Consider the following 21,359-nt stretch of genomic DNA (forward strand, 5'->3'; position numbering starts at 1 on the left):
TTTAGCTCTAACAATATAGGGAGAAACACATGAAAGTTCCTTACTTAATTGCTGCAGCTGCTTTTTGCTTCGGTATGAGTTCACCATTGATGGCAGCAGAAACAGATAAACCAGAACATATTGTCATCACACCTGATGAATTCGTTTGGGTTGATGGGCCAGCAGGTTTACCCAGTGGTACAAAGGTAGCCATTTTAGAAGGAGATCCTAGCAAAGCAGGACCCTTTACTCTGCGACTCAAAGTACCTGCCAATTATAAAATTCAACCGCATTGGCATCCTGCGATTGAACATGTGACGGTGCTAGATGGGATCTTTCATATGGGAATGGGTGATAAATTTGATGAAAGCCTAGGTAAAATTTTACCGGTTGGGAGCTTTGCGGTCATGCCCATCAAATCACACCATTATGCTTGGACAGGAAATGAAGCCGCAACCATCCAGTTGCATGGTGTGGGTCCTTGGGGTATTACCTACGTTAATCCAAGTGATGATCCCAGAAAACAGAAGAAATAATTAGTAGTTAGAGACTGATTTCGTTATCCTCTGTCCACTTCGTAGCTTGATGCCTACTTGCCGCGGCTTGTCCGCGGGATCCAAACTTATGATGGATGCCGCGGACAAGCCGCGGCAAGTAGCGCACTGATGTTTTTTAAAACCGCCTTCGCTTCATGCTTCGCTGAAGCTACGGCGGACAAGCAACGTATAAAGACAAATTAGGAAGATACACTTTATTCAAACTAATTTGTCTTTAGACTAGGCGGCAAGCTTGCGAACAATAGGAGTGTACATTAGTACACGACTGTTGTGAGAAAGCGCAGCCAACAACGTATAAAGACAAATTAGGAAGAATAAAGGGTGTTTAGTTATCTTCATCGTTACCACGCCGGCTGCTTCGCCGATATTCACAAGCATCTTGTCCTGCTGGGGATTTTGCAATCATTGCAAAAGAAAGCAACGCCTTTTTGTGTATTGGATAGTCATGCGGGTGAAGGCGTTTATGATTTAAATAGTGTAGAAAGTCGGAAAACGGCGGAGCATCTGCAAGGTATTCACAAATTGTGGAATATTAAAGAGCCTATTGATTTAGTGAAAGACTTTTTAGAGATTGTTGGCAGTTATAATAAAGTCGGAGAACATCGTTATTATCCTGGCTCCCCTGCTATTATGAGTCAAATGCTAAGAAGTCATGATGTGGGTATTTTTGTTGAAAAGCACCCTCAGGCCATCACGGCGTTACGTGCTTTTAGTCGAAGGCAAAATAAAAAAATCCGAGTTCATGAAAGAGATTCGCTAGAAGCAATTAAAGCATTAGTCCCCTTTACTGAAAAAAGAGGGCTCATTTTTATTGACCCTAGCTATGAAGTCAAAACAGAATATGTCTCGATTATTGAGACGGTTCAAAGTGCTTACCAACGCTTTACTCAAGGTATTTTTGCTGTTTGGTATCCTATTTTGACAGAAGGTTATCATGAAAATTTACTGAGACAGTTGAAAAAAACGGGCATCAAAGAGATTTTTCAATGCGAATGGTCTCCTCATCCTGAAGAACCGCAAGGAATGATAGGCAGTGGTATGGTGATTATTAATTCCCCTTGGCAATTAGATGTATCATTAGAAAATACTTTTAAATCATTAAATAAAACGTTATTTACCCATGGTCAATATAAACAAGGGTGGTTATATGTTTAGACCTTTCAATTTCATTCAACGTATTAAACAAGCTTTTTTCATGTGGTTAATACGTTTACTGTCGACTTCTAACCAACGTTTTATGCCATTGATAAAACAATCGGCTTTTTATCATCAATGTAATCCACAAAAATTACACCCTGCTAATGACAACCAATATGATGGCTCCATCCAAAGATAGCTTGACAAGCTACTGACTTTTATATTAAAAATCAGTTTTTTAGTGGGGAACTAACATGAGTACAAAAGGTGTATTGCCTTCTGATATTGAAGAAAAAAATGATGACGATTTAGATGCAAGAATTTTATTAGCTCAAAAACAGTTAGAAGAATTGCAACAGCAAAATCAAAAAGAAAAACAAGAACTCGTAAAAGCAGAGCAGCAAAATGTCCTTTTAAAAAAACAAACACTACAGGTTGCTTTTGCTCTGCTAACGCTCCCTCCCGAGCAACCTTCTCGCTATGAAGAAATGAAGCGACGCAGAGAACAACGCTTAAAAAAACAAGAAAAGAAAACGCCAAAGAAATAACCTTCAAAAAGCGTCTTGCTTTAAAACCTTTGACATAAAAGAAAGATGCGCATTCAATTCATCTTCGGTGGGTTCAATAACCGGAATATTCCATTGCTTGATGACACGCGCTTCGACTTGCTGCACGCTGGCTGCTTGCTCACTCACTGCATCTTCTAAAACCAATGCATTTTGGCCACCTGTCATCACTAAATACAGGTTGGCTAGAATATCCGCGTCAAGTAACGCGCCATGTTTATCACGATGTTGATTATCAACATTGTAACGTTTACATAACGCATCTAGATTATTACGTTGTCCTGGATGTTTTTGCCTTGCAAAAGCCAAGGTATCAAAGACGCTACATTGATTAGTGAGGGTCTGCCAAGCTTTCTCTTTTAATAAGGTAAATTCATGCTCAATAAAACCCACGTCAAAGGGCGCATTATGAATGATTAATTCTGCACCTTGAATAAAGGTTTTAAACTCATTTGCAATTTCATGAAAACGCGGCTTACCTTCCAAAAAGCTATCGGTAATGCCATGCACTTTCATGGCACCTGGATCGACTGCTCTATCAGGCTGAATATAGGTATGGAACACTTTACCCGTCAAACGACGATTGATCACTTCCACACAACCAATTTCAATAATGCGATGACCTTGTGCTGGCGAAAGACCCGTTGTTTCGGTATCTAAAACAACTTGCCTCATGAGCCTATTTCCTTCTTTAAAGAAAGTGCAATGATAGCTTCTCGCGCTAATTCATCCACACGTTCATTTTCATCATGGCCACTATGCCCTTTTACCCAATGCCATTCGACTTGATGGCGTTTTACTTCATTATCGAGCTCAACCCAAAGATCTTGATTTTTCACCGGTTTATTATTTGCCGTGCGCCATTGACGCTTTTTCCAAGAAATCATCCACTCGGTGATGCCTTTTTTGACATATTCAGAATCGGTCGTTAAAACCACATGACAAGGACGCTTTAAAGCTCTCAATCCCATAATCGCTGCCATTAATTCCATGCGATTATTGGTTGTTTCTTTTTCTGCACCACTTAAGGTTTTTTCATGCTGACCTTGGCGTAATAAAACGCCCCAACCACCAGGACCTGGATTTCCTGAGCAAGCTCCATCCGTAAATAATTCTACTTTATCTATTTGAGTCATTTTTATACTAACTATCGAACCGTGGTTGTGGGTTTAGGCAATCCTTCTGCAGGTTGCCAGATACTTTTCTCAGGCTTAAATCGAGCACGCATGGGTAGCAGAGGCACCACTCTTTTTACCGCGACGAGTGTATAGGCCCCGCCAAAAAATGGCCAGCAGTTTTCACCCCACCCTTCTAAAAAGTTCAAGCGTCGTTGCCATGTGAGGCTGGATAAAGGCGGACGAAAATAAAAGGCTTTACCACTAACAATTTGAAAGTTAAGCAACTTCAACCAGTCTTTTAATCTATTTGAAGTTAACATTTTACCCTGGCGAGGAATTTTTCCCGTCATTTGCTTCCAGCCATGCCATAACCCCCAAAGGCTCATGGGATTAAAGCCTGTAATCACAATGTGTCCTTCAGGAATTAACACGCGATGTGCTTCTCGTAAAATTTCGTGCGGGTTCTCGGCGTGCTCTAAGGTGTGGGCTAATACAACGACATCAACACTATCTGTGCGCAACGGAAGCGCTTCTAGCTCGCCTGGGAGGCCACTTAAGGCGCTATTGGTAGTCACTTGAGGATTAATTAAAACGCGGTGTGAAATTAAACTGGTTTCGACCAGGGGCGTTAAATTTGAATCGCCCAGAAAAGCGAGATGGTAGCCATATAATTTAGCTAGTATTGTTTCTAATTCTTCTTTTTCCGCATCGATGACCCATGACGCGACGGATTCGGTATACCATCTTTGTGTATATTCATTCTCTGCTACCATGTTCTAATAACTAATCCATAAAAGTGAGTTAAATGAATAATATAATCGCTATCCCTGCATTTAAAGATAATTACATTTGGGCCATTCACAGTCTAGAAGGCAACAAGATTATCGTTGTCGATCCAGGTGATGCCTCTCCCGTATTAGACTATTTGCAAGCTAATAAACTATCCCTTCATGCCATTCTAATCACGCACCATCATTTCGATCACAGCGGCGGCATTAAAGCACTACAAGCTCAATTCCCTAATATCGCTGTTTATGGATCTAAAAATGAATTTACTGAAGGCGTTACATCAACCATTGAAGAAGGATCTCAGCTTTATTTTCCCGAATTTAATTTAACACTGAATGTTTTAGATATTCCAGGCCACACCAAAGGCCATATTGCTTATTATAACGAGGAAATATTGTTTTGCGGTGATACGCTCTTTTCATGCGGTTGCGGCAAAATATTTGAGGGAACCCCCAGTCAAATGTTGCAGTCATTAGAAAAATTAAAACAATTGTCTGCAGAAACCATGATGTATTGCGGACACGAATACACCAAAGCCAATATTGCATTTGCGCAAACGGTTGATCCAACCAATGCTGCTCTCGCGCAGCGATTAGCTGAGGTTCTTAAATGTGAAGCACAAGGACGCCCTACATTGCCCACTAAATTAAAAAATGAATTTGCATGCAATCCTTTTTTGCGCGTAAATACTCAAGAAATTATTCTCGCCGTTCAAAAACATTGGAATTTTGAAGCAATTGATCCCGTAACCCTATTTTCCCATTTACGTGAATGGAAAAATCAATTTTAAAACAATCAGTTATTCAACTATGTCAATAGCTTGCTTTTCTGCACTTTTTTCATTACCATAAGCATCGAATTAATTTAGTAGCTTAAATCGTTGAAGAGTCATTGCAGTATTTCAACGTAAGGATATTCCATGCAGAAAAATGGTCATCATAAAATGCCCTTTTTTAGCACACTTCTTTGCATGATATTGACCATGCATTTCAGTGTCGCAGAGGCTTTTGGTCAATTGAGCACCGCTCGCAATTATAAATCTTCACATTTTGCTGAAGCTTCTTCAGTAGAAATTTGGAGTCGTGTACGTGATCAATTTCATTTAAATGCGCCAACTTCCATGCCTTCTATGCAAAAGCAGATCCGCAAATTAACGCGCTCACAAGACTATATAAATGAATTAGCCAATAACGCTTCTCCTTATTTATATTACATTTTAGAAGAAGTTGAAAAACGCGGTATGCCAAGCGAAATTGCTTTGCTACCCATGATTGAAAGCACCTTTAACCCACATGCAGCTAGTAACAAAGGGGCTGCAGGTTTATGGCAGTTAATGCCTTCTTTAGGCCGTCTTTACGGGTTAAAGCAAAATGCTTGGTATGATGGACGAAAAGATATTTATGAGTCCACCAAAGTTGCACTCGATCACCTCGAATATTTACATAAACGTTTTAATGGCAATTGGTTATTAGCACTTGCTGCTTACAATTCCGGTGAAACCAAAGTGATGACTGCTATTCGCATTAACCGCATGCAAAGCAAAGGCACTGATTTTTGGTCACTTAAACTGCCTAAAGAAACTTCTGAGTTTGTGCCCAAATTATTAGCTTTGGCTGCTTTAATTAAAGCGCCGAAACAATATGGGGTTTCATTACCTTCTATTCCTAATAAACAAGTTTTCACTCGTATCAATACGGGCCGTGCAATGGATATTTCACATGCGGCAAAATTGGTTGATGTCTCTGAAAACCAGTTACGAAAATTGAATCCTGGTTTACACAAACGTTCCATGAATCCACAGGGTCCTTTTAATTTAGTGGTTCCTGTTAAAGGGGCAAAACAATTTACAGGACAACAACCAACAACAGCTAAACCGGTTATTGCTACCACCACGACATCAACAACAGCTGCTGCAGCTGCAAAACCTGCAATCACTGCTAAACCTATTGTGACGAGTGTGGTTAAAGAAAAAGAAGCTCCCAAACCTGCAATTGCTGCGAAAATGGTTTCTACCTCACGTTATCAAATTAAGAAAGGCGATAACATCGAGAAAATTGCCAAGCGGTTTCATACCACCCCTGCGGCAATTCAAAAACTAAATGGCATGCCAAATGATGTGGTTGTGATTGGTAAAACACTCATGATCCCAGGCAGTCAAACCGCTATTGCCGCTAAACAAGCTTCCAGTTCGCCTAAGTTTCATATTGTGAAAAAAGGTGAATCGTTACCTTTAATTAGTGAAAAACACCACGTTAAATTAAGTGATTTATTGGCTTATAACCATTTCAAATCACAAAGCACCGTTATTCGTCCTGGGCAAAAGATTAAGCTCAGCAAAGAAAATTCTTAATACGCCGCTTTATACGGCTTCTATATACAGTAGTAAGTTAAATTGCTTATATCTAGAAGCCGTTCTAAACTTGAAATGGGGACCTTCGTTCTAGTTTCAGCTACGAAGACAATATTGATATGACGCCAGAAACTGATCTCTACCAAATCTTTACCCAAAAGCTGGGCTTTAAGCTCAGACTAAAGCAATTTGCTAAAGAACGCGGCATCGAGCTTACGATTGCTATTGTCGGTCTTTTTATCGGTATTGCAACGGTACTGGTGAGTAACAAAATTGGTGTTCATCAAGAAATTCTCCAGGCAAGCAGAATGACTGATAGCTACTTTAATGGCGTGGCAGAGCTATTTGCGCGCGGCATGGATGAAAACCAACGCATTAATCTCATTATTATTGCCCGTACGGAAGCCATTATTGAAGATCTAAACCAAATCAAAAAACCCGATAAACTGGCGAGCATTATTACCTTTGTCTCCCACTTAAAACCAAAATTGTTTTACCGAGAAGATGATGGTGAAAGCAAAAGAGATAAATATATCTTTTTAAGCGACATTAACTTAGAAGGCGCTTATCTTCGCAATATTAATTTAGAAAAATCACGCTTAGCCAATAGCAATTTACGTAAAGCAGATTTAGGCGGTACTAACCTAAAAGACACCAATGCCAAAAGAGTTAACTTTGAAAAAGCCAATCTCGATCGCGTTAATTTCACCAATGCTGATCTGCATGGCGCTAATTTCTATAAAGCTTCAATAAAAGAAGCTATTTTCACCAATGCTAATCTTGAAGGCGCAATCTGGGTTAATGGCAAACGTTGCGAGCCTGGATCAATTGGCGAATGTCATTTTAAATAACCCTCTCAATTAGCTATCTTTTCAACTACGTGATCTCAAGTTGACTAACTCCAAACTGAGCAGCAGAATGTAAAGATTATCTACGACGCTTGTCTCAAGGGATCACTCATGTCAATTAAACGGATGTTAACCCAAATTGCACTCTGCACCAGTGTACTTGTTCTACCTTCTATTGCTGAAGCGGCTTATTGGAGTCCGCACTTAGGTGCTGATATAAAATACTGGAATATCGAACCTAAGTTTGGCGTGAACTACGATTACGATCTGCTGTTTCCTGAAGTAACCAAAGCCGTAAACCTTTATGTCGGTACCCGCATCAACGGTTATTTTGGTATCGATATTGGTTATGAACAATCTGCCCATAAAAAGAGTGGACGTGTTTTTGATGGCACAGAAATCTTCTTTGTTTCTCAAGAAACCATTGGAGATGCCGCCAATATTGACATGCGACTGCATGCCCTACATCTCGATTTAAATTTCTATTGGGAAGTCGCTAGACACTTTGAACTTAACTTTATGATGGGACTGCTTTACTTACACCCTGATACTCACATCATGCATCTTACCGATGGCACATGGCTAGAATTTCGTAATAAAAGCGATGAGAAATGGACAGGGAGTTTTGGACTTGGCGCCGTTTATACCCCAATTCCTTATATTAGCATTCGCGCTTTAGTGGCTTGGGATCAAACACAGCGCATCAATTACTTAGGGTTTGACGAAGATAATCAATACTATGATCTTCATCCCTATAAACATGCAACCACTTTTAATTTCGGCATCATCTGGAATATTCTTCCTCCCAGAAGAACAAAATCTTGCGCAGAATTTGAATATTCTTAACATAATTAAAGAGGACGCCTCTTCTTCCTTAAGGAAAAAGTCGGTGGCCTCTTTTCTTCTTGTAATTGCTCACAAATTTCCAGTTGAGCAACTAATTTAGCTCGTCGATTACGATTGGACACTAATACGTTTGAATCAATAGGATTGGGCACTTTTCCTTTTTGCAAAAGTTTATCAAGTTGATTATTTAATCTATCTCTAACATCCGTATCACTAAATCTTGCAATTTGAAAACGCTTGTGTGAAACAAATAATTTTAATTGTTTTGCCTCATTTTGACTCAATTGCTGTGTCGTACAATATTTCTTATAAAGATCAAACAAACTCACAACGCCCGCGGTTGTACCAATTGCTAGCATCAGTGGATTCAATACCGTTGAAAATTCTGGCGTTGGCATAATAGCCAGTATTAATGCACAAACAGCTGAAATCGAGCCAAAATCAACACTTTTTGACTTACCTTCTTCATTTAATTTAGTTAATAATAATGCTTGATGAGAAGCTGAAATTTCTTTAATTAGTTCCGCTAAACGACCTAAATCAACCGGTTCATTGAGATGATCATTTTTATCGGATAACAAGAGTTTTTGCTCAGCAATATGATATTGTAGATATCGAATATCATCCGTTACATATTGTTGAAGATATTTTTTTAACAGATTTGGTTTTTTTTTATCCAGCAAAGGCGCGGTATTTCTCGGCGGTAAGTCTAACGTTCCCAGACGTAAATTTTCTAAACGTTGCTTGAGCTCAGCTTGGCGCTTTAATAAAAATGGTTGATCTTTTTTTTGCTCAGCATGAGTTACGGTATCTAATTGTTTCTCAACCTCTTTTAGTAAGGTTTGAATTTTTTTATATTTGAGACATTGAATTTGTAAAATGCCTGATTGAGAACTCGCTTGTTCAGCCAATTTTAATAACATTGAATCAACATCAAAAGTGACAGGATCGATCTCTTTAAAAAACTCGGTTGTGGTTTTTTTTCTAGCTAAAAAGTCGGCATTTTGCTGGTTAACTTGGGTATGGATCTCTTGTAATTGATTCATTGCGGCTTCATTCTTCAAAATACGTATACCCGTAATTTCTTTTAATAAAGCTTGATTGGTGCTAATTTTTACTTGTAAATGCCCAATGAGATCATCCGTTTCTTTTAAATCATGCAGTACAATCAACTTAGCATGAAAATCAATATCATTTTGGATATGTATTTGCTTTAAGGCGGCGTGCTTTTCTTGTAACGCTAAAAATGCAATTTTCTCTGCTCTTAATTCTGCAATACTTTTCAACAAAGCAGAAGAACAAACCACCACGGTAACAACTGGCGCACTCACTTGCGTGCTACCCAACATGACCGCTGCTGTTAGACCAATCGCACCAATATGCAATGCATATAAGGTTGATAGTTTCGCTTTTTCTTGCCAGCTCTGTTCAGGCCTTGCTTTAACCCATATTTGCCGAATACCAAAAGCAGTTGCCGCAATTGCTCCTATCTTCCCAACAATCGAGCCCACCCTAATTAACGGTCTTAAAGTATCAAACCAATGAAACATGGATAACTTATTTTTATAAGCGAAAAATTCAATATACCCACTCCCCTACAAAATGCGAAGCATAATTCACAGCCAGTTATTGAACCCCATCAAAACTTGCATCTACACTGTTATTTCATCCAATGCACTTGACTAGTTAGTCAAATGTCCTATATATTACTTTAAGGATGAGAGGAGATTCTGGAATGAATAAGATTAGTGCTCATCATACCAAGCAAAAATTAATTGATACTGCTTCTGATCTTATATGGAAAAACAGTTATGGTTCTGTCAGTGTCGATGATATTTGCAAAACGGCTGGCGTTAAAAAAGGCAGCTTCTATCATTTTTTTCCTTCAAAAATTGATTTAGTCCTCGCCAGCATGGACGCACACTTTCAAAGTAAAAAAGCAGTTTATGATAGCATTTTTTCCCCCCAAACTCCCCCGCTACAACGTTTTGAACAACTTGCTGATTTCTTATATGAAATGCAGGCAGAAGCAGTCGCTAAACATGGCAAAGTGTGCGGATGCCCTTATACAACGCTTGGTAGTGAAATGGCCGGACAAGAAGATGTGATTCGTCACAAGCTTAATGAACTTACAAAGTGTTTTGAACGTTATTATGAAAATGCCATACGCGATCTCATTATTGAAGGCTTATTGCCAGAAAAAACGAATGTCAAAACAAAATCACAAGAAATTTTTACTTATTTTATTGGTGTATTCACCCTGGCAAGGATCCAAAATGATCTCGAATTATTAAAACGAGATCTTAAGCCAGGATTACTAAAAACCTTAGGGTTAAAAGATAAATTGCAGGAACAATAGGATCTTAGGGATATAGGTTTTTTTAGGAGGGAATTTAAACCGACTGGTCAACTCCTTAAAGTATGACAAGTCCCATGTTAGGAGATGTTATGAAATCATTTTCTCAATACATTAAAGAGAGAATTGTTATGTTTGGTACCGTTGCTTCTGTTGCTATTTCAGGCACAGGAGCAATAACTTACAATAAATTAACGAATCACATTCCATCCCCAGCCGCCCTAAGCACACCCATTATCCCTGTCAGTGTTCATACTGTTAATCAGCAAAATGTACGTATTTGGTCATCTTTTTCTGGTCGGATGCGTGCCATTGATTACGCAGAAATCCGCCCTGAAGTCAGTGGGCGCATTGTTCAAATACTCTTTAATGATGGGCAAATTGTGAATACCGGTGATGTTTTGATGATCATCGATCCTTTACCTTATGAAGCTGCGGTTGCTAAAGCACAAGCCTCTCTTGCCTCTGCAAAAACCAAAGCAGAATTTGCCAAAAAAGAACTTGAGCGTGCATTGAATCTTGTAAAAACGCACGCAATTGCCGAACGTCTTTATGACGAAAGTGCGAATCAAAATCGAGTTGCCGAAGCTGAGGTTAAATCAGCAGAAGCTGAATTAAAGCAAGCTAAAATTAATCTTGATCGCGCTTATGTTAAAGCGCCTATTTCAGGTCGTGTTAGTCGTGCTGAAATCACCCTTGGTAATCTCGTTCAAACTGGACAAAATGCACCCGTTTTAACTTCAATTGTTTCTAAAGATGGGATTTACGCTGATTTTGAAGTGGATGAGCAAACTTACATGAAAAGTATTCGCTCACAAGCTGCAACCCAACATGAAGAACAAGCCATTCCTGTCGAATTAACCATACCAGGAGATGAAGATCATCCTTACAAAGGCAGCATCTATACCTTTGATAATCACATTGACACAGGCTCCGGTACCATTCGAGCTCGTGCTAAATTCGCTAATGAAGATGGTCGTCTAATGCCAGGGATGTTTGTTTCGGTAAAACTCGGGAGCAGTAAACAAGAAAATGTTCTACTGATCCCGGAACGAGCGATTGGTAACGATCAAAATAAAAGATTTGTTTACGTGGTTAATCAAGACAATAAAGTCGTTTATCGAGAAGTCAATTTAGGAAAACAAGCTGAAAATGGTACGCGTATTGTTCTCTCAGGGTTGCAACCTGGAGATCGAGTCATTGTCGATGGCTTACAGCATGTCAGACCCGATGTCGTTGTCCAAACCAAGGAAACGGATTTAACTCTACAGCGCAATGATGCCAAAGAAATGGCAACTAATTAATGAACAGGCCAAGTAACACCCCTGAGGAATAATGCTATGCAATTATCAAAATTCTTCATCGACCGACCCATTTTTGCAGGTGTCATTTCAGTCATCATCTTTCTAGCGGGGCTTATTTCAATGTTTAGGTTACCTATTTCTGAGTATCCTGAGGTTGTCCCCCCTTCTGTTGTTGTCAAGGCACAATATCCAGGCGCTAATCCAATTTCCATTGCAGAAACAGTCGCCACTCCTCTTGAGGAACAAATTAATGGCGTTGAAAACATGCTTTATATGTTTTCACAAGCAGCAAGCGATGGGACATTAACACTGACCGTCACTTTCAAATTAGGGACCGATCCTGATCTAGCGACTCAGCTTGTACAAAATCGAGTTAACCAAGCACTCCCAAGACTTCCCGAAGTAACCCGTCAACTCGGTGTAACAACGGTTAAAAGCTCTCCTGATTTAACAATGGTCGTTCATCTTAAATCACCCAATGAACGATATAATATGCTGTATTTACGCAATTACGCATTATTAAATGTCAAAGATCAATTAGCAAAAATCCCTGGTATTGGCAGTGTACAACTTTATGGTTCAGGCGATTATGCAATGCGGATCTGGCTTAATCCTGAAAAAATTGCTGAACGTGATATGACCGCTAATGAAGTCATCAGTGCTATCAGGCGCCAAAATGTGCAAGTTGCCGCTGGTGTTATTGGTGGACCTCCTTACAATCAAGGTGTTGAGCTACAGTTACCTGTGAACACACAAGGTCGCTTAACGGACGTTGAGCAATTTGGTGATATCATCATCAAACGAAATAATGGTGTCGTCACTCATCTTAGAGATGTCGCCCGTATCGAGGTCGATGCTGCAGAATATGGACTACGTTCGCTACTCGATAATAAGTCAGCCGTTGCTATTCCTATTTTCCAATCACCCGGTTCTAATGCGATTGAAATTTCGAATAATGTTCGACAAACGATGGAACAATTAAAACAGAATTTTCCTGAAGGCGTTGACTACAGCATTGTCTATGACCCTACTATTTTTGTAAGAGGTTCAATTGAAGCAGTAGTTCATACTTTACTTGAAGCGGTTGCGTTAGTCGTTTTAGTGGTTATCCTTTTCTTACAAACCTGGAGAGCTTCTATTATTCCATTACTCGCTGTACCGATTTCAATTATTGGTACATTTGCTGTTATGCTATTTTTTGGTTTTTCAATTAATGCATTATCATTATTTGGCTTAGTTCTTGCAATTGGTATTGTTGTCGATGATGCTATTGTGGTTGTCGAAAATGTTGAACGTAATATTGAATCAGGACTTGCACCAAGAGAAGCAACCTTAAAAGCAATGAAAGAAGTAACCGGACCAATTATTGCTATTGCGTTGGTTTTATGTGCGGTATTTATACCCATTGCTTTTATCAGCGGATTGACTGGGCAATTTTACCGCCAATTTGCTTTAACCATTGCTTTTTCAACCATTATTTCAGCTTTTAATTCGTTAACACTTTCACCCGCACTTTCTGCAACTTTACTCAAAGCACATGACGCGCCTAAAGATAGATTAACACGTCTCATGGATAAATTATTTGGTAAATTCTTTTCGCTCTTTAATCGATTTTTTCGTAAAAATTCACAACGATATAGCACAGGCGTTAACAGCATTCTTGGTCATAAATCCTTAGCTATTTTCGTTTATATAGGCTTACTCGCTTTTACTTACCTTGGTTTTAATCATGTCCCTTCTGGATTTGTGCCGGTACAAGATAAACAATATCTGGTGAGTTTTGCACAACTACCCGATGGAGCTACGTTAGAACGGTCAGAAAATGTTATTCGAGAAATGTCAAATATTGCTCTGCAAGAACCTGGTGTTGAAAGTGCTGTCGCTTTTCCAGGTTTATCTATTAATGGTTTTATTAATAGCCCTTCTGCAGGTATTGTTTTTGTTACCTTAAAGCCTTTTGAAGAACGTCGCAGTAAAGAATTATCTGGTTTTGCTATTTCACAAAAGCTGCAACAAAAATATGTCAACGTCAAAGATGCCTTTATTGCAATTTTCCCTCCACCACCTGTGCAAGGTTTAGGAACGATTGGTGGATTTAAACTGCAAATCGAAGATAGAACCGATCAAGGTTATGCTACGCTTGATCAAACAATGAAAGCTGTTCTAGGAAAAGCAAGAAGCACACCAGAGCTTGCAGGCATTTTTTCTAGCTACAATATTAACACTCCACAACTTTACGCTAATCTTGATCGTACCAAAGCAATGCAATTAGGTGTTGATGTGCAAGATGTGTTTGATACCATGCAAATTTATCTTGGCTCACTCTATATTAATGATTTTAATAAATTTGGCCGAACTTACGAAGTCATTGCCCAAGCAGATAAACAATTTCGTTCTAAACCTGATGACATTCTTAAACTACAAACCAAGAATTTTGAAGGTAAAATGGTGCCCTTAGGCAGTATCATCCAAGTGCAAGAAACGACCGGTCCAGACAACGCAATGCGTTATAATGCTTTTCGTTCCGCTGACTTAAATGGCGGCCCAGCCCCTGGCTATTCTTCAGGACAAGCTCAAGCCGCGATTACAAAAATATTGAATGAAACCTTGCCCAAAGGAACTTTTTTTGAGTGGACAGAACTAACCTACCAACAAATATTATCAGGAAATACCACACTGCTTGTCTTCCCTATTTGTGTATTACTTGTTTTTCTGGTTTTAGCTGCACAATATGAAAGCCTCTTTTTGCCTTTATCTATCATCTTAATAGTGCCAATGTGCTTATTATCTGCTATTACAGGCGTCTGGATGACAGGTGGTGATAATAATTTATTTACGCAAATTGGATTTTTCGTGTTGATTGGTCTTGCCTGTAAAAACGCTATTTTGATTGTAGAATTTGCCCGAGAGCTCGAGATACAAGGCCGAGACACTTATCATGCAGCAATAGAAGCAGCCGGTCTTCGCTTACGCCCCATTCTGATGACTTCTATGGCTTTCATCATGGGCGTCATACCATTAGCTTTTTCATCAGGAGCAGGAGCAGAAATGCGTCATGCCATCGGCGTGGCTGTGTTCTGGGGTATGCTGGGTGTTACTTTCTTTGGTCTATTCTTAACACCTGTATTTTATGTTTTAATGCGTGCATTAGAAAAACGTATTACTAAGACTGAAAAAGTACATCATCATGTTTAACTTCACACTAATCAATGCGAGGGTAAACTCTCACTTGTAATATCCGGGAACCTTTTATTTTAATGATCTCTAAACTAAATCGCTCAAACTCGATTTTATCACCTTCATTGGGAAAGCTTTGGTATTTATCAAGAATCAGTCCTGTGACGGTATTCGATTGAACCTGCGTCAATTCAATACCTAGCAACGTTTCTAAAGTAAAAACAGAAGCACTACCTTTTATAATGTAGGTACCATCATCCAGTTTAATCCAATCTTCCTGGGTAATGTGGAATTCATCTTTAATTTCACCAATGATAGATTGTAGCAAGTCATCCAATGTTAAAAAGCCAATAGCTCTTTTCCCTGCAAAAACAATTGCAAATCGAGGCTTCCCTTTACGAAAAAGATGGAAAACTTCAAGCACCGGATCACTTTCTAACACTTTGAGATGAGGTCTAATAAATCTGGCTAAAGTCGTATTGTGATATTGTGTATGGGAAATGGAAAATAGATCTTTAATGTGAATCATACCAATAATATTACTTGGTTCGCCTTTGTAAACAGGATAACGGCTATAACGTTGTTGATTGATTTTTTTAATCGCTTCCGAAATCGTCATCGAGACATCTAAAACAACGATTTCATGCAATGGACGCATCACATCAGATATTTCAAGATCGGTAAAAACTAAGCTTTTTGTTAACAAATCCAGCTCAGTTTTAGTGAATTGCCCATAACGATGGCTTGCGCGTAAAATTAACTTAATTTCATCGGGTGAATATGCTTGGTTCTCATGATGTACTTCATCTAGCCTAAACAATCTTAATAGTACATTAGAGCTGACATTCAATACCGATATCGCAGGATACATAACCCAATAGAAGCTATAAAGTGGAATTGCCGTCCATAGAGAAATAAACTCTGTTTGTCGAATAGCCATCGATTTTGGCATTAATTCTCCAACCACGATATGAAGATACGAAATAACGCTAAAAGCAAACAAAAATGAGATAAATTGAATAGTTTGTTCTGATTGAATATTTAACAATTCAAAGACAGGATGTAACAATGAAGCAAATGCAGGCTCACCAATCCACCCCAATCCAAGTGAAGCAAGCGTAATGCCCAATTGACAAGCTGATAAATAAGTATCTAATCTACTATGGACCTTAGCTAAAATTTTACCTCGTAATCCTCTTGTGTGCTGTAAAGCTTCAACTCGGGTATGTCGCATTTTGACAATAGAAAACTCAGCAGCAACAAAGAAGCCGTTTAGAAGCACAAAAAAAAGCGATAGCAGAATAAAAATGATTGTTGTCATAGGAATTACTTTTTCAACCTTTCTCTTGCCATGATTAGCTCAACAAAACCATTGATGGTAATACATAATTCTTTAAATGCTTGAAAAGTGCTACTGTCTAATTTTCTAGAAGAAATTTGCCTATCGACATAGTAAAATCCCATAATATTGCCTTTTAATATAAAAGGGGTGATTAGAAATGAGCCTTTACCTACTTTAACATTGAAAGAATGATTACGTAATTTATTAATGGCAATTTCTGTTTCATGACCAACCCAACAACTTCTTTGTTCATGTAACAAATAATTAAATAACCACCCTTCAGAAGCATTTAAATCAAATTTAAAGCTATTAAAAAAGTCTGTATGTTTAATCTCATCAATCGATTTAGCTTTAAGAGATAATTTATCGTGACTTAATAAGGCAAATACGGCTCTATCAACGTCAAGACTACTACGGAGGTTTCTAAGCCCTATCGCCAGTATTTCACTCATTGATGGAGATTTCTGATTGCCAAGTAATATAGCCATTTCTTGAATACTTGCAGCGATACGACTTGCATTCACACTAGAATCTGTGTCTGATGATTGAGCGTTATCATTTGAATCAGGTTCTTCAGCTAAAGGAATATATTCCAAGAGTTTTTCAGACAGCAAAGCAGATGTCTCAAGTGCTCTTAAATTAGCTTCTAAGGCAAGCTGCCTTGCTTGTTGGAAAGAGATAGCTAACCATGATGACACTTCTCGCAAAGCCTCTTCCGTTGTAGATGATTCCCATCCTACTTGCATAGCCTGAATGACGCCTCTTGCAAGATGAATAATACGGACAATATCATCATCTTTGTTTGCTTCTTGTGCTTTGGATAAAGTGGGACCAATAAACCATTTTTCGCTGATTTCAATGGTTAAGTTTTTTAATAAAAATCCTGCAATTGCTTGTTCTTCTTCATCAGAAACAGAACCTTGAGCTAATTGTTCTGTATATTTTTTCGCGTTGGCTCCTCCGAAGCTAAGAAAGAGTAATTTTCCTAGCGGAAATAATAACGAAGCGGTGATAAGTGGTTCACAATTTAATGAACGAATTTTTCTCTTTGCGATAACGCCAGCAAGAATTGTCGATTGTAACGCAATTGCAATTTCTTTCATAAAAGCATCATCTTGTGAATTCTTTAATAAATAAGTATACAAAGCCATACATAAGCCAATACAACGTACACTTCTTAAGCCAAGCACTACCATGACTCTTTTGATATTACTCAGATCCGATTCGGCAGGATTAAAATAAGCCTCATTGGCCATTCGTAATATTTTGTTACTTAATTCTTCACTCTCAAATATAGCCAAAACACTTGGCAAATCTACTGGTTCAGAAGGCAAAAATTTTAAGATAGCTGCGACATTTTCACCTAATGGTGGATTATTCTGATCATTAATTAAGGTCACCCAATCTGCTAATGTTTTTGCTTCTTCAAAATTCAATCGAGTTTTATGTGACTCTGCAGTTTGTGTTTGAACTGAATCAGTTGCCATTCATTTTTTCCTTTCGATCTACAGGAGCATATAAATAACATTGAGTGGTATGTTCTTTGCCTACTTCATATTTATCTGGGTAGTGATGAAAACATTTTGCCATTGCTTTAGGACATCTGGGAGAAAAATGACAACCAGCCGGTGGATTGCTGGGGGAAGGGATCTCACCTTTCACGGGTACAAAAGTTTTTCCAGAGTCAACAATGGATGGTACAGAAGCCAACAATGCTTGAGTGTACGGATGCTTAGGAGAATTAATCACCTCTTTAACGGGGCCATACTCAACAATCTTTCCTAAATACATAACAGCAACATAGTCCGCCAAATAATTAACGACCGCAATATTATGAGTAATAAAAAGATAACTAATAGCCAAATCGTTTTGCAAAGAACGTAATAAATTTAGAATTTGTGCTTGCACAGAAACATCTAATGCGCTGGTTGGTTCATCACAAATGATTAATTCAGCACCAACGGCAAGTGCACGTGCAATTGCGACTCGCTGTCGTTGCCCTCCCGATAATTCATGAGGATAGCGATTCTTCATTTTTTGAGATAAACCTACTTGTTCTAATAAATGGTTCACCCTATCTTGACGCTCTGGTGCATCAGTACCAATTTTTAGTGCTAACATCCCTTCTAATATGATTTCTTCTACAGTAAAGCGCGGATCCATTGCAGAATAAGGATCTTGAAAAATCATTTGCAAATGACTTCTATAGGCACGTAATTTTTTATCTGACAGTTTTAGCAAATTATGATCATGATATTGAACAGAGCCTGCATAGGGCTTTAAAAGTCGGGTAATCGCCCTGCCTACGGTTGTTTTACCACAACCTGATTCTCCGACTAAAGCTAACGTCTTCCCTTCTGGCAAATGGAACGATACATCATCTACTGCTTTGACATAGCCTACTGTTCTTTTAAAAATCCCTTTTTGAATCGGAAAATAGACTTTTAAATTTTCAACATTAAGAATAATTTTATCATCTGCTTCATCTTCTGCTAAATCTTCTATAGTGGAACTAGCAGAATATGACTCATTAATCACCTTTAGATTAAGCAATTTGGGTAATTTTTTGGTGATGCCATCATCATACCAAAGACACCGTACGGCTTGCTCTTGATTAACCCCTATCAGCTTAGGATTAATTTCTTCACAGGCAGCAAATACTTTTTCACATCGGCCCTTAAATCGACATAATGTAAAATGCTGGTCTAAAGAAGGCACATGTCCAGGAATAGTGGCTAGTTTATGATTTTTGACAGTATGCTCTGGTAAAGAGGCAAATAACTGAGTTGAATAGGGATGTTTGGGCTCGGCAAAAAAATTCGCTTTACTCCCCTTTTCTACGATATGGCCAGCATACATCACTGCAACATGATTTGCCATTTGTTGAACAACCCCTAAATCATGGGAAATCAACAAAATTGCCATACCCATTTTTTGATTTAACTCTTTGAGCAAGCTTAAGACTTGTGCTTGGGTTGTTACATCAAGTGCTGTCGTTGGTTCATCTGCAATTAAAAGATCGGGGGATTTGGCAAGTGCGATTGCAATTACGATACGTTGTTTCATGCCACCTGATAATTGGTGAGGGTAATAATTTAAAAATGCTTCACGATCAGGGATACGTACATTTTCTAATAATGTCAGCATTTGTTTGAAAATGTCTGATTTACTTAATGACTGTGAATTGGCAAGACGAATAGCTTCACTCAGTTGCTCGCCAATTGTCATTACGGGATTTAACGCTAATGCGGGATCTTGAAAAATCATGCCTATTTTTTTAGCACGTATTTTTTGCATTTTATATTCAGATAATTGATGTATCGGTGTCCCTTCTAATAAAATTTCACTACCTTGACATATTTTTGCCTGATGAGGTAATAATCGATTAATAGCTAATGCTGTCATCGTTTTACCACAGCCTGATTCACCCAAAAGTGAAAATATTTCACCGCGCGCTATGTTGAAACTAACTTCATTGACTGCATGGATATTACCTACTGCAGCATGAATTTCAACCTTCAAGCGATTCACCTCTAATAGGGTATCACTACTCATCTAGCCCCCCTTAATTCACTATGCGGATCAAATGCATCTCGTACCGCATCTGAAAATATATTAGCGGCTAATACTAATGTAAACATGAAAACAAAGGCTGCTGTTAAACTCCACCAAACAACAGGCACGCGGGCCATTTCTAAACGCGCACTATTAATCATGGTCCCCCAGCTATAAGAAGAAGGATCAACGCCTACTCCAACATAAGAAAGGACAGCTTCGGCAAGCACTAAACCACTAAAGTCAAGGGTTAATGTAATCAATATGATATGAACGACATTGGGTAAAAAATGTTTAAAAATAATCTTAAAATCTTTTACGCCTAAAGAATGTGCTGCCTTTACATAATCCATTTCGCTGATTTTTAATGTCTCGCCACGTAATAATCGACAAAGTCCTGTCCAACTGGTGATGCCTAGTATGGCACACAGCGCTAAAAGCCGAATATCAGATCGCTGCATTGCTGTTGCAAACCAATCACTATGTCTGTCCATGACCAACTGTAATGTCAAAACTGCTGCAGCAATCAATAACACACCAGGTATAGAACTTAATGTGGTATAAACATATTGAATAACATCATCTACCCAACCTCTAAAATATCCTGCCATAATGCCAAATAATATGGCAAAAGGTAGCATTACCAAGGTGGTGATTGTACCGATAATTAATCCTGTGCGAATACTTTTAAGCGATTGATATAATACATCTTCGCCAACTTGGTTTGTTCCGAGAATATGGTAGAAAGGAATGAAGGAATAAATGGCAATCAACAAAAAACTTAATACTCCCATTGTCAGGAGTAAAGTGCGCCAAGGAAAAATGGTTTTCCCTCTGATAACTGCACAAAGCATTTGTTCAAATGAAATACCATGTTTTACGCTGGCGTATAATAACAGCATTATCGACAATACCAGCCAAATAATTAAGTTTTGTACTGCAATATTAATTAAGCGTTGACGAATATCACTTAGATGATGCGTCTTATCTTTTAAATGTGTACCAGCATAGGTTAATCGCGGATAATCTCTGCTCACTTCTCCTGAAGGGAGTTTCATTGTTTCTTTGGTAAAGGCAAAAATGGCAAAAGGCGCAGAGAAAGATCGCTCTGATTGCATTGAAATGGGCTTAAGCATCTTATCAAGAACACTGATAATGCTGCCATTTTGTGTGTCTTCACTTTTATTGGGTCGATAATGAATGCTGTCTAGCAATCCGATTAAAATATAGGTAATTAAAATAATTCCTGCTACTAAGTTAAGCGGGCGATAGAAAATTTTTCGCACAAAACCAACTAGTTGGTTTTGTTGATGCGCTCTTATTAGCAAAATACTACCCATGATTACCAAAAGAAAAATTAGGTAGTCACTAGCGAGCATCACTAGATTCATCATTCTGTCCTTTTTCTTTCACTCTCATACTCAAACCGATTTGA

At 38.5% G+C, this 21,359-nt stretch carries 19 protein-coding genes; 11 read left to right on the forward strand and 8 right to left on the reverse strand.

Going from position 1 to position 21,359, the window contains the following annotated elements; translation table 11 throughout:
* Window positions 1-29: 29 nt before the first annotated feature.
* The 4 genes from HT99x_RS09680 to HT99x_RS09695 all read left to right on the forward strand — a co-directional run bounded on the left by HT99x_RS09680 (window position 30) and on the right by HT99x_RS09695 (window position 2,221).
* The gene (locus tag HT99x_RS09680) at window positions 30-515 is read left to right on the forward strand and encodes a cupin domain-containing protein (RefSeq protein ID WP_075067103.1); all 486 of its coding nucleotides are present in this window, start codon (window positions 30-32) and stop codon (window positions 513-515) included.
* Window positions 516-857: 342 nt separating this feature from the next.
* Window positions 858-1,691: a 23S rRNA (adenine(2030)-N(6))-methyltransferase RlmJ gene (locus HT99x_RS09685; protein ID WP_075067104.1), complete on the forward strand. Its 834-nt coding sequence runs from the start codon at window positions 858-860 to the stop codon at window positions 1,689-1,691.
* Entirely contained in the window at window positions 1,684-1,872 is a 189-nt protein-coding gene (locus HT99x_RS09690) for a hypothetical protein (protein ID WP_075067105.1), read from the forward strand. The genes HT99x_RS09685 and HT99x_RS09690 overlap by 8 nt, the downstream gene beginning before the upstream one ends.
* Before the next feature lie 55 nt (window positions 1,873-1,927).
* Window positions 1,928-2,221, forward strand: a complete 294-nt coding sequence (locus HT99x_RS09695; RefSeq protein ID WP_075067106.1) for a hypothetical protein — start codon at window positions 1,928-1,930, stop codon at window positions 2,219-2,221.
* A 3-nt stretch (window positions 2,222-2,224) separates the two neighbouring features.
* On the opposite strand, the gene dnaQ is transcribed toward HT99x_RS09695, so the two are convergent.
* The 3 genes from dnaQ to HT99x_RS09710 are packed head-to-tail and all read right to left on the reverse strand — an operon-like array spanning window position 2,225 to window position 4,130.
* Window positions 2,225-2,914, reverse strand: a complete 690-nt coding sequence (dnaQ, locus tag HT99x_RS09700) for a DNA polymerase III subunit epsilon (protein ID WP_075067107.1) — start codon at window positions 2,912-2,914, stop codon at window positions 2,225-2,227.
* Complete coding sequence (gene rnhA, locus HT99x_RS09705) at window positions 2,911-3,375, reverse strand: ribonuclease HI (RefSeq protein WP_075067108.1); 465 nt, start codon at window positions 3,373-3,375, stop codon at window positions 2,911-2,913. Before rnhA ends, dnaQ begins: the two co-directional genes overlap by 4 nt.
* An 11-nt stretch (window positions 3,376-3,386) precedes the next feature.
* Complete coding sequence (locus HT99x_RS09710) at window positions 3,387-4,130, reverse strand: methyltransferase domain-containing protein (RefSeq protein WP_075067109.1); 744 nt, start codon at window positions 4,128-4,130, stop codon at window positions 3,387-3,389.
* A 32-nt stretch (window positions 4,131-4,162) separates the two neighbouring features.
* On the opposite strand from HT99x_RS09710, the gene gloB reads away from it, so the two are divergent.
* The 4 genes from gloB (at window position 4,163) to HT99x_RS09730 (ending at window position 8,190) form a co-directional block, all read left to right on the forward strand.
* Complete coding sequence (gloB, locus tag HT99x_RS09715; protein ID WP_075067110.1) at window positions 4,163-4,936, forward strand: hydroxyacylglutathione hydrolase; 774 nt, start codon at window positions 4,163-4,165, stop codon at window positions 4,934-4,936.
* Window positions 4,937-5,065: 129 nt separating this feature from the next.
* Entirely contained in the window at window positions 5,066-6,496 is a 1,431-nt protein-coding gene (locus HT99x_RS09720) for a transglycosylase SLT domain-containing protein (RefSeq protein ID WP_075067111.1), read from the forward strand.
* A gap of 119 nt (window positions 6,497-6,615) precedes the next feature.
* Window positions 6,616-7,347, forward strand: a complete 732-nt coding sequence (locus HT99x_RS09725; protein ID WP_075067112.1) for a pentapeptide repeat-containing protein — start codon at window positions 6,616-6,618, stop codon at window positions 7,345-7,347.
* A 108-nt stretch (window positions 7,348-7,455) separates the two neighbouring features.
* A complete protein-coding gene (locus tag HT99x_RS09730) occupies window positions 7,456-8,190 on the forward strand; it encodes a hypothetical protein (protein ID WP_075067113.1) in 735 nt (244 codons plus the stop codon).
* A 5-nt stretch (window positions 8,191-8,195) separates the two neighbouring features.
* Here the strand turns inward: HT99x_RS09730 and HT99x_RS09735 are convergent, their stop codons facing one another.
* A complete protein-coding gene (locus HT99x_RS09735; RefSeq protein WP_075067114.1) occupies window positions 8,196-9,740 on the reverse strand; it encodes a hypothetical protein in 1,545 nt (514 codons plus the stop codon).
* Between the two features lie 185 nt (window positions 9,741-9,925).
* On the opposite strand from HT99x_RS09735, the gene HT99x_RS09740 reads away from it, so the two are divergent.
* The 3 genes from HT99x_RS09740 to HT99x_RS09750 all read left to right on the forward strand — a co-directional run bounded on the left by HT99x_RS09740 (window position 9,926) and on the right by HT99x_RS09750 (window position 15,045).
* On the forward strand, window positions 9,926-10,549 hold the full coding sequence (locus HT99x_RS09740) for a TetR family transcriptional regulator (protein WP_075067115.1): 624 nt from the start codon (window positions 9,926-9,928) through the stop codon (window positions 10,547-10,549).
* 89 nt (window positions 10,550-10,638) lie between these two features.
* The gene (locus HT99x_RS09745; RefSeq protein ID WP_075067116.1) at window positions 10,639-11,850 is read left to right on the forward strand and encodes an efflux RND transporter periplasmic adaptor subunit; all 1,212 of its coding nucleotides are present in this window, start codon (window positions 10,639-10,641) and stop codon (window positions 11,848-11,850) included.
* 36 nt (window positions 11,851-11,886) lie between these two features.
* Window positions 11,887-15,045, forward strand: a complete 3,159-nt coding sequence (locus HT99x_RS09750; protein ID WP_075067117.1) for a multidrug efflux RND transporter permease subunit — start codon at window positions 11,887-11,889, stop codon at window positions 15,043-15,045.
* A gap of 7 nt (window positions 15,046-15,052) precedes the next feature.
* Here the strand turns inward: HT99x_RS09750 and HT99x_RS09755 are convergent, their stop codons facing one another.
* From HT99x_RS09755 to HT99x_RS09770, 4 genes are read right to left on the reverse strand one after another with little or no spacing between them, the layout of a single operon-like run.
* Window positions 15,053-16,348, reverse strand: coding sequence for a CNNM domain-containing protein (locus HT99x_RS09755; RefSeq protein ID WP_075067118.1), 1,296 nt, complete (start codon window positions 16,346-16,348; stop codon window positions 15,053-15,055).
* A 5-nt stretch (window positions 16,349-16,353) separates the two neighbouring features.
* Window positions 16,354-17,856: an HDOD domain-containing protein gene (locus HT99x_RS09760; RefSeq protein ID WP_075067119.1), complete on the reverse strand. Its 1,503-nt coding sequence runs from the start codon at window positions 17,854-17,856 to the stop codon at window positions 16,354-16,356.
* Complete coding sequence (locus HT99x_RS09765; protein ID WP_075067120.1) at window positions 17,846-19,924, reverse strand: dipeptide ABC transporter ATP-binding protein; 2,079 nt, start codon at window positions 19,922-19,924, stop codon at window positions 17,846-17,848. The genes HT99x_RS09760 and HT99x_RS09765 overlap by 11 nt, the downstream gene beginning before the upstream one ends.
* On the reverse strand, window positions 19,921-21,318 hold the full coding sequence (locus HT99x_RS09770; RefSeq protein WP_235528455.1) for an ABC transporter permease: 1,398 nt from the start codon (window positions 21,316-21,318) through the stop codon (window positions 19,921-19,923). The genes HT99x_RS09765 and HT99x_RS09770 overlap by 4 nt, the downstream gene beginning before the upstream one ends.
* Window positions 21,319-21,359: the final 41 nt, after the last annotated feature.

The sequence above is a fragment of the Candidatus Berkiella aquae genome (genome assembly GCF_001431295.2).
In the GTDB taxonomy this organism is placed as follows: domain Bacteria; phylum Pseudomonadota; class Gammaproteobacteria; order Berkiellales; family Berkiellaceae; genus Berkiella; species Berkiella aquae.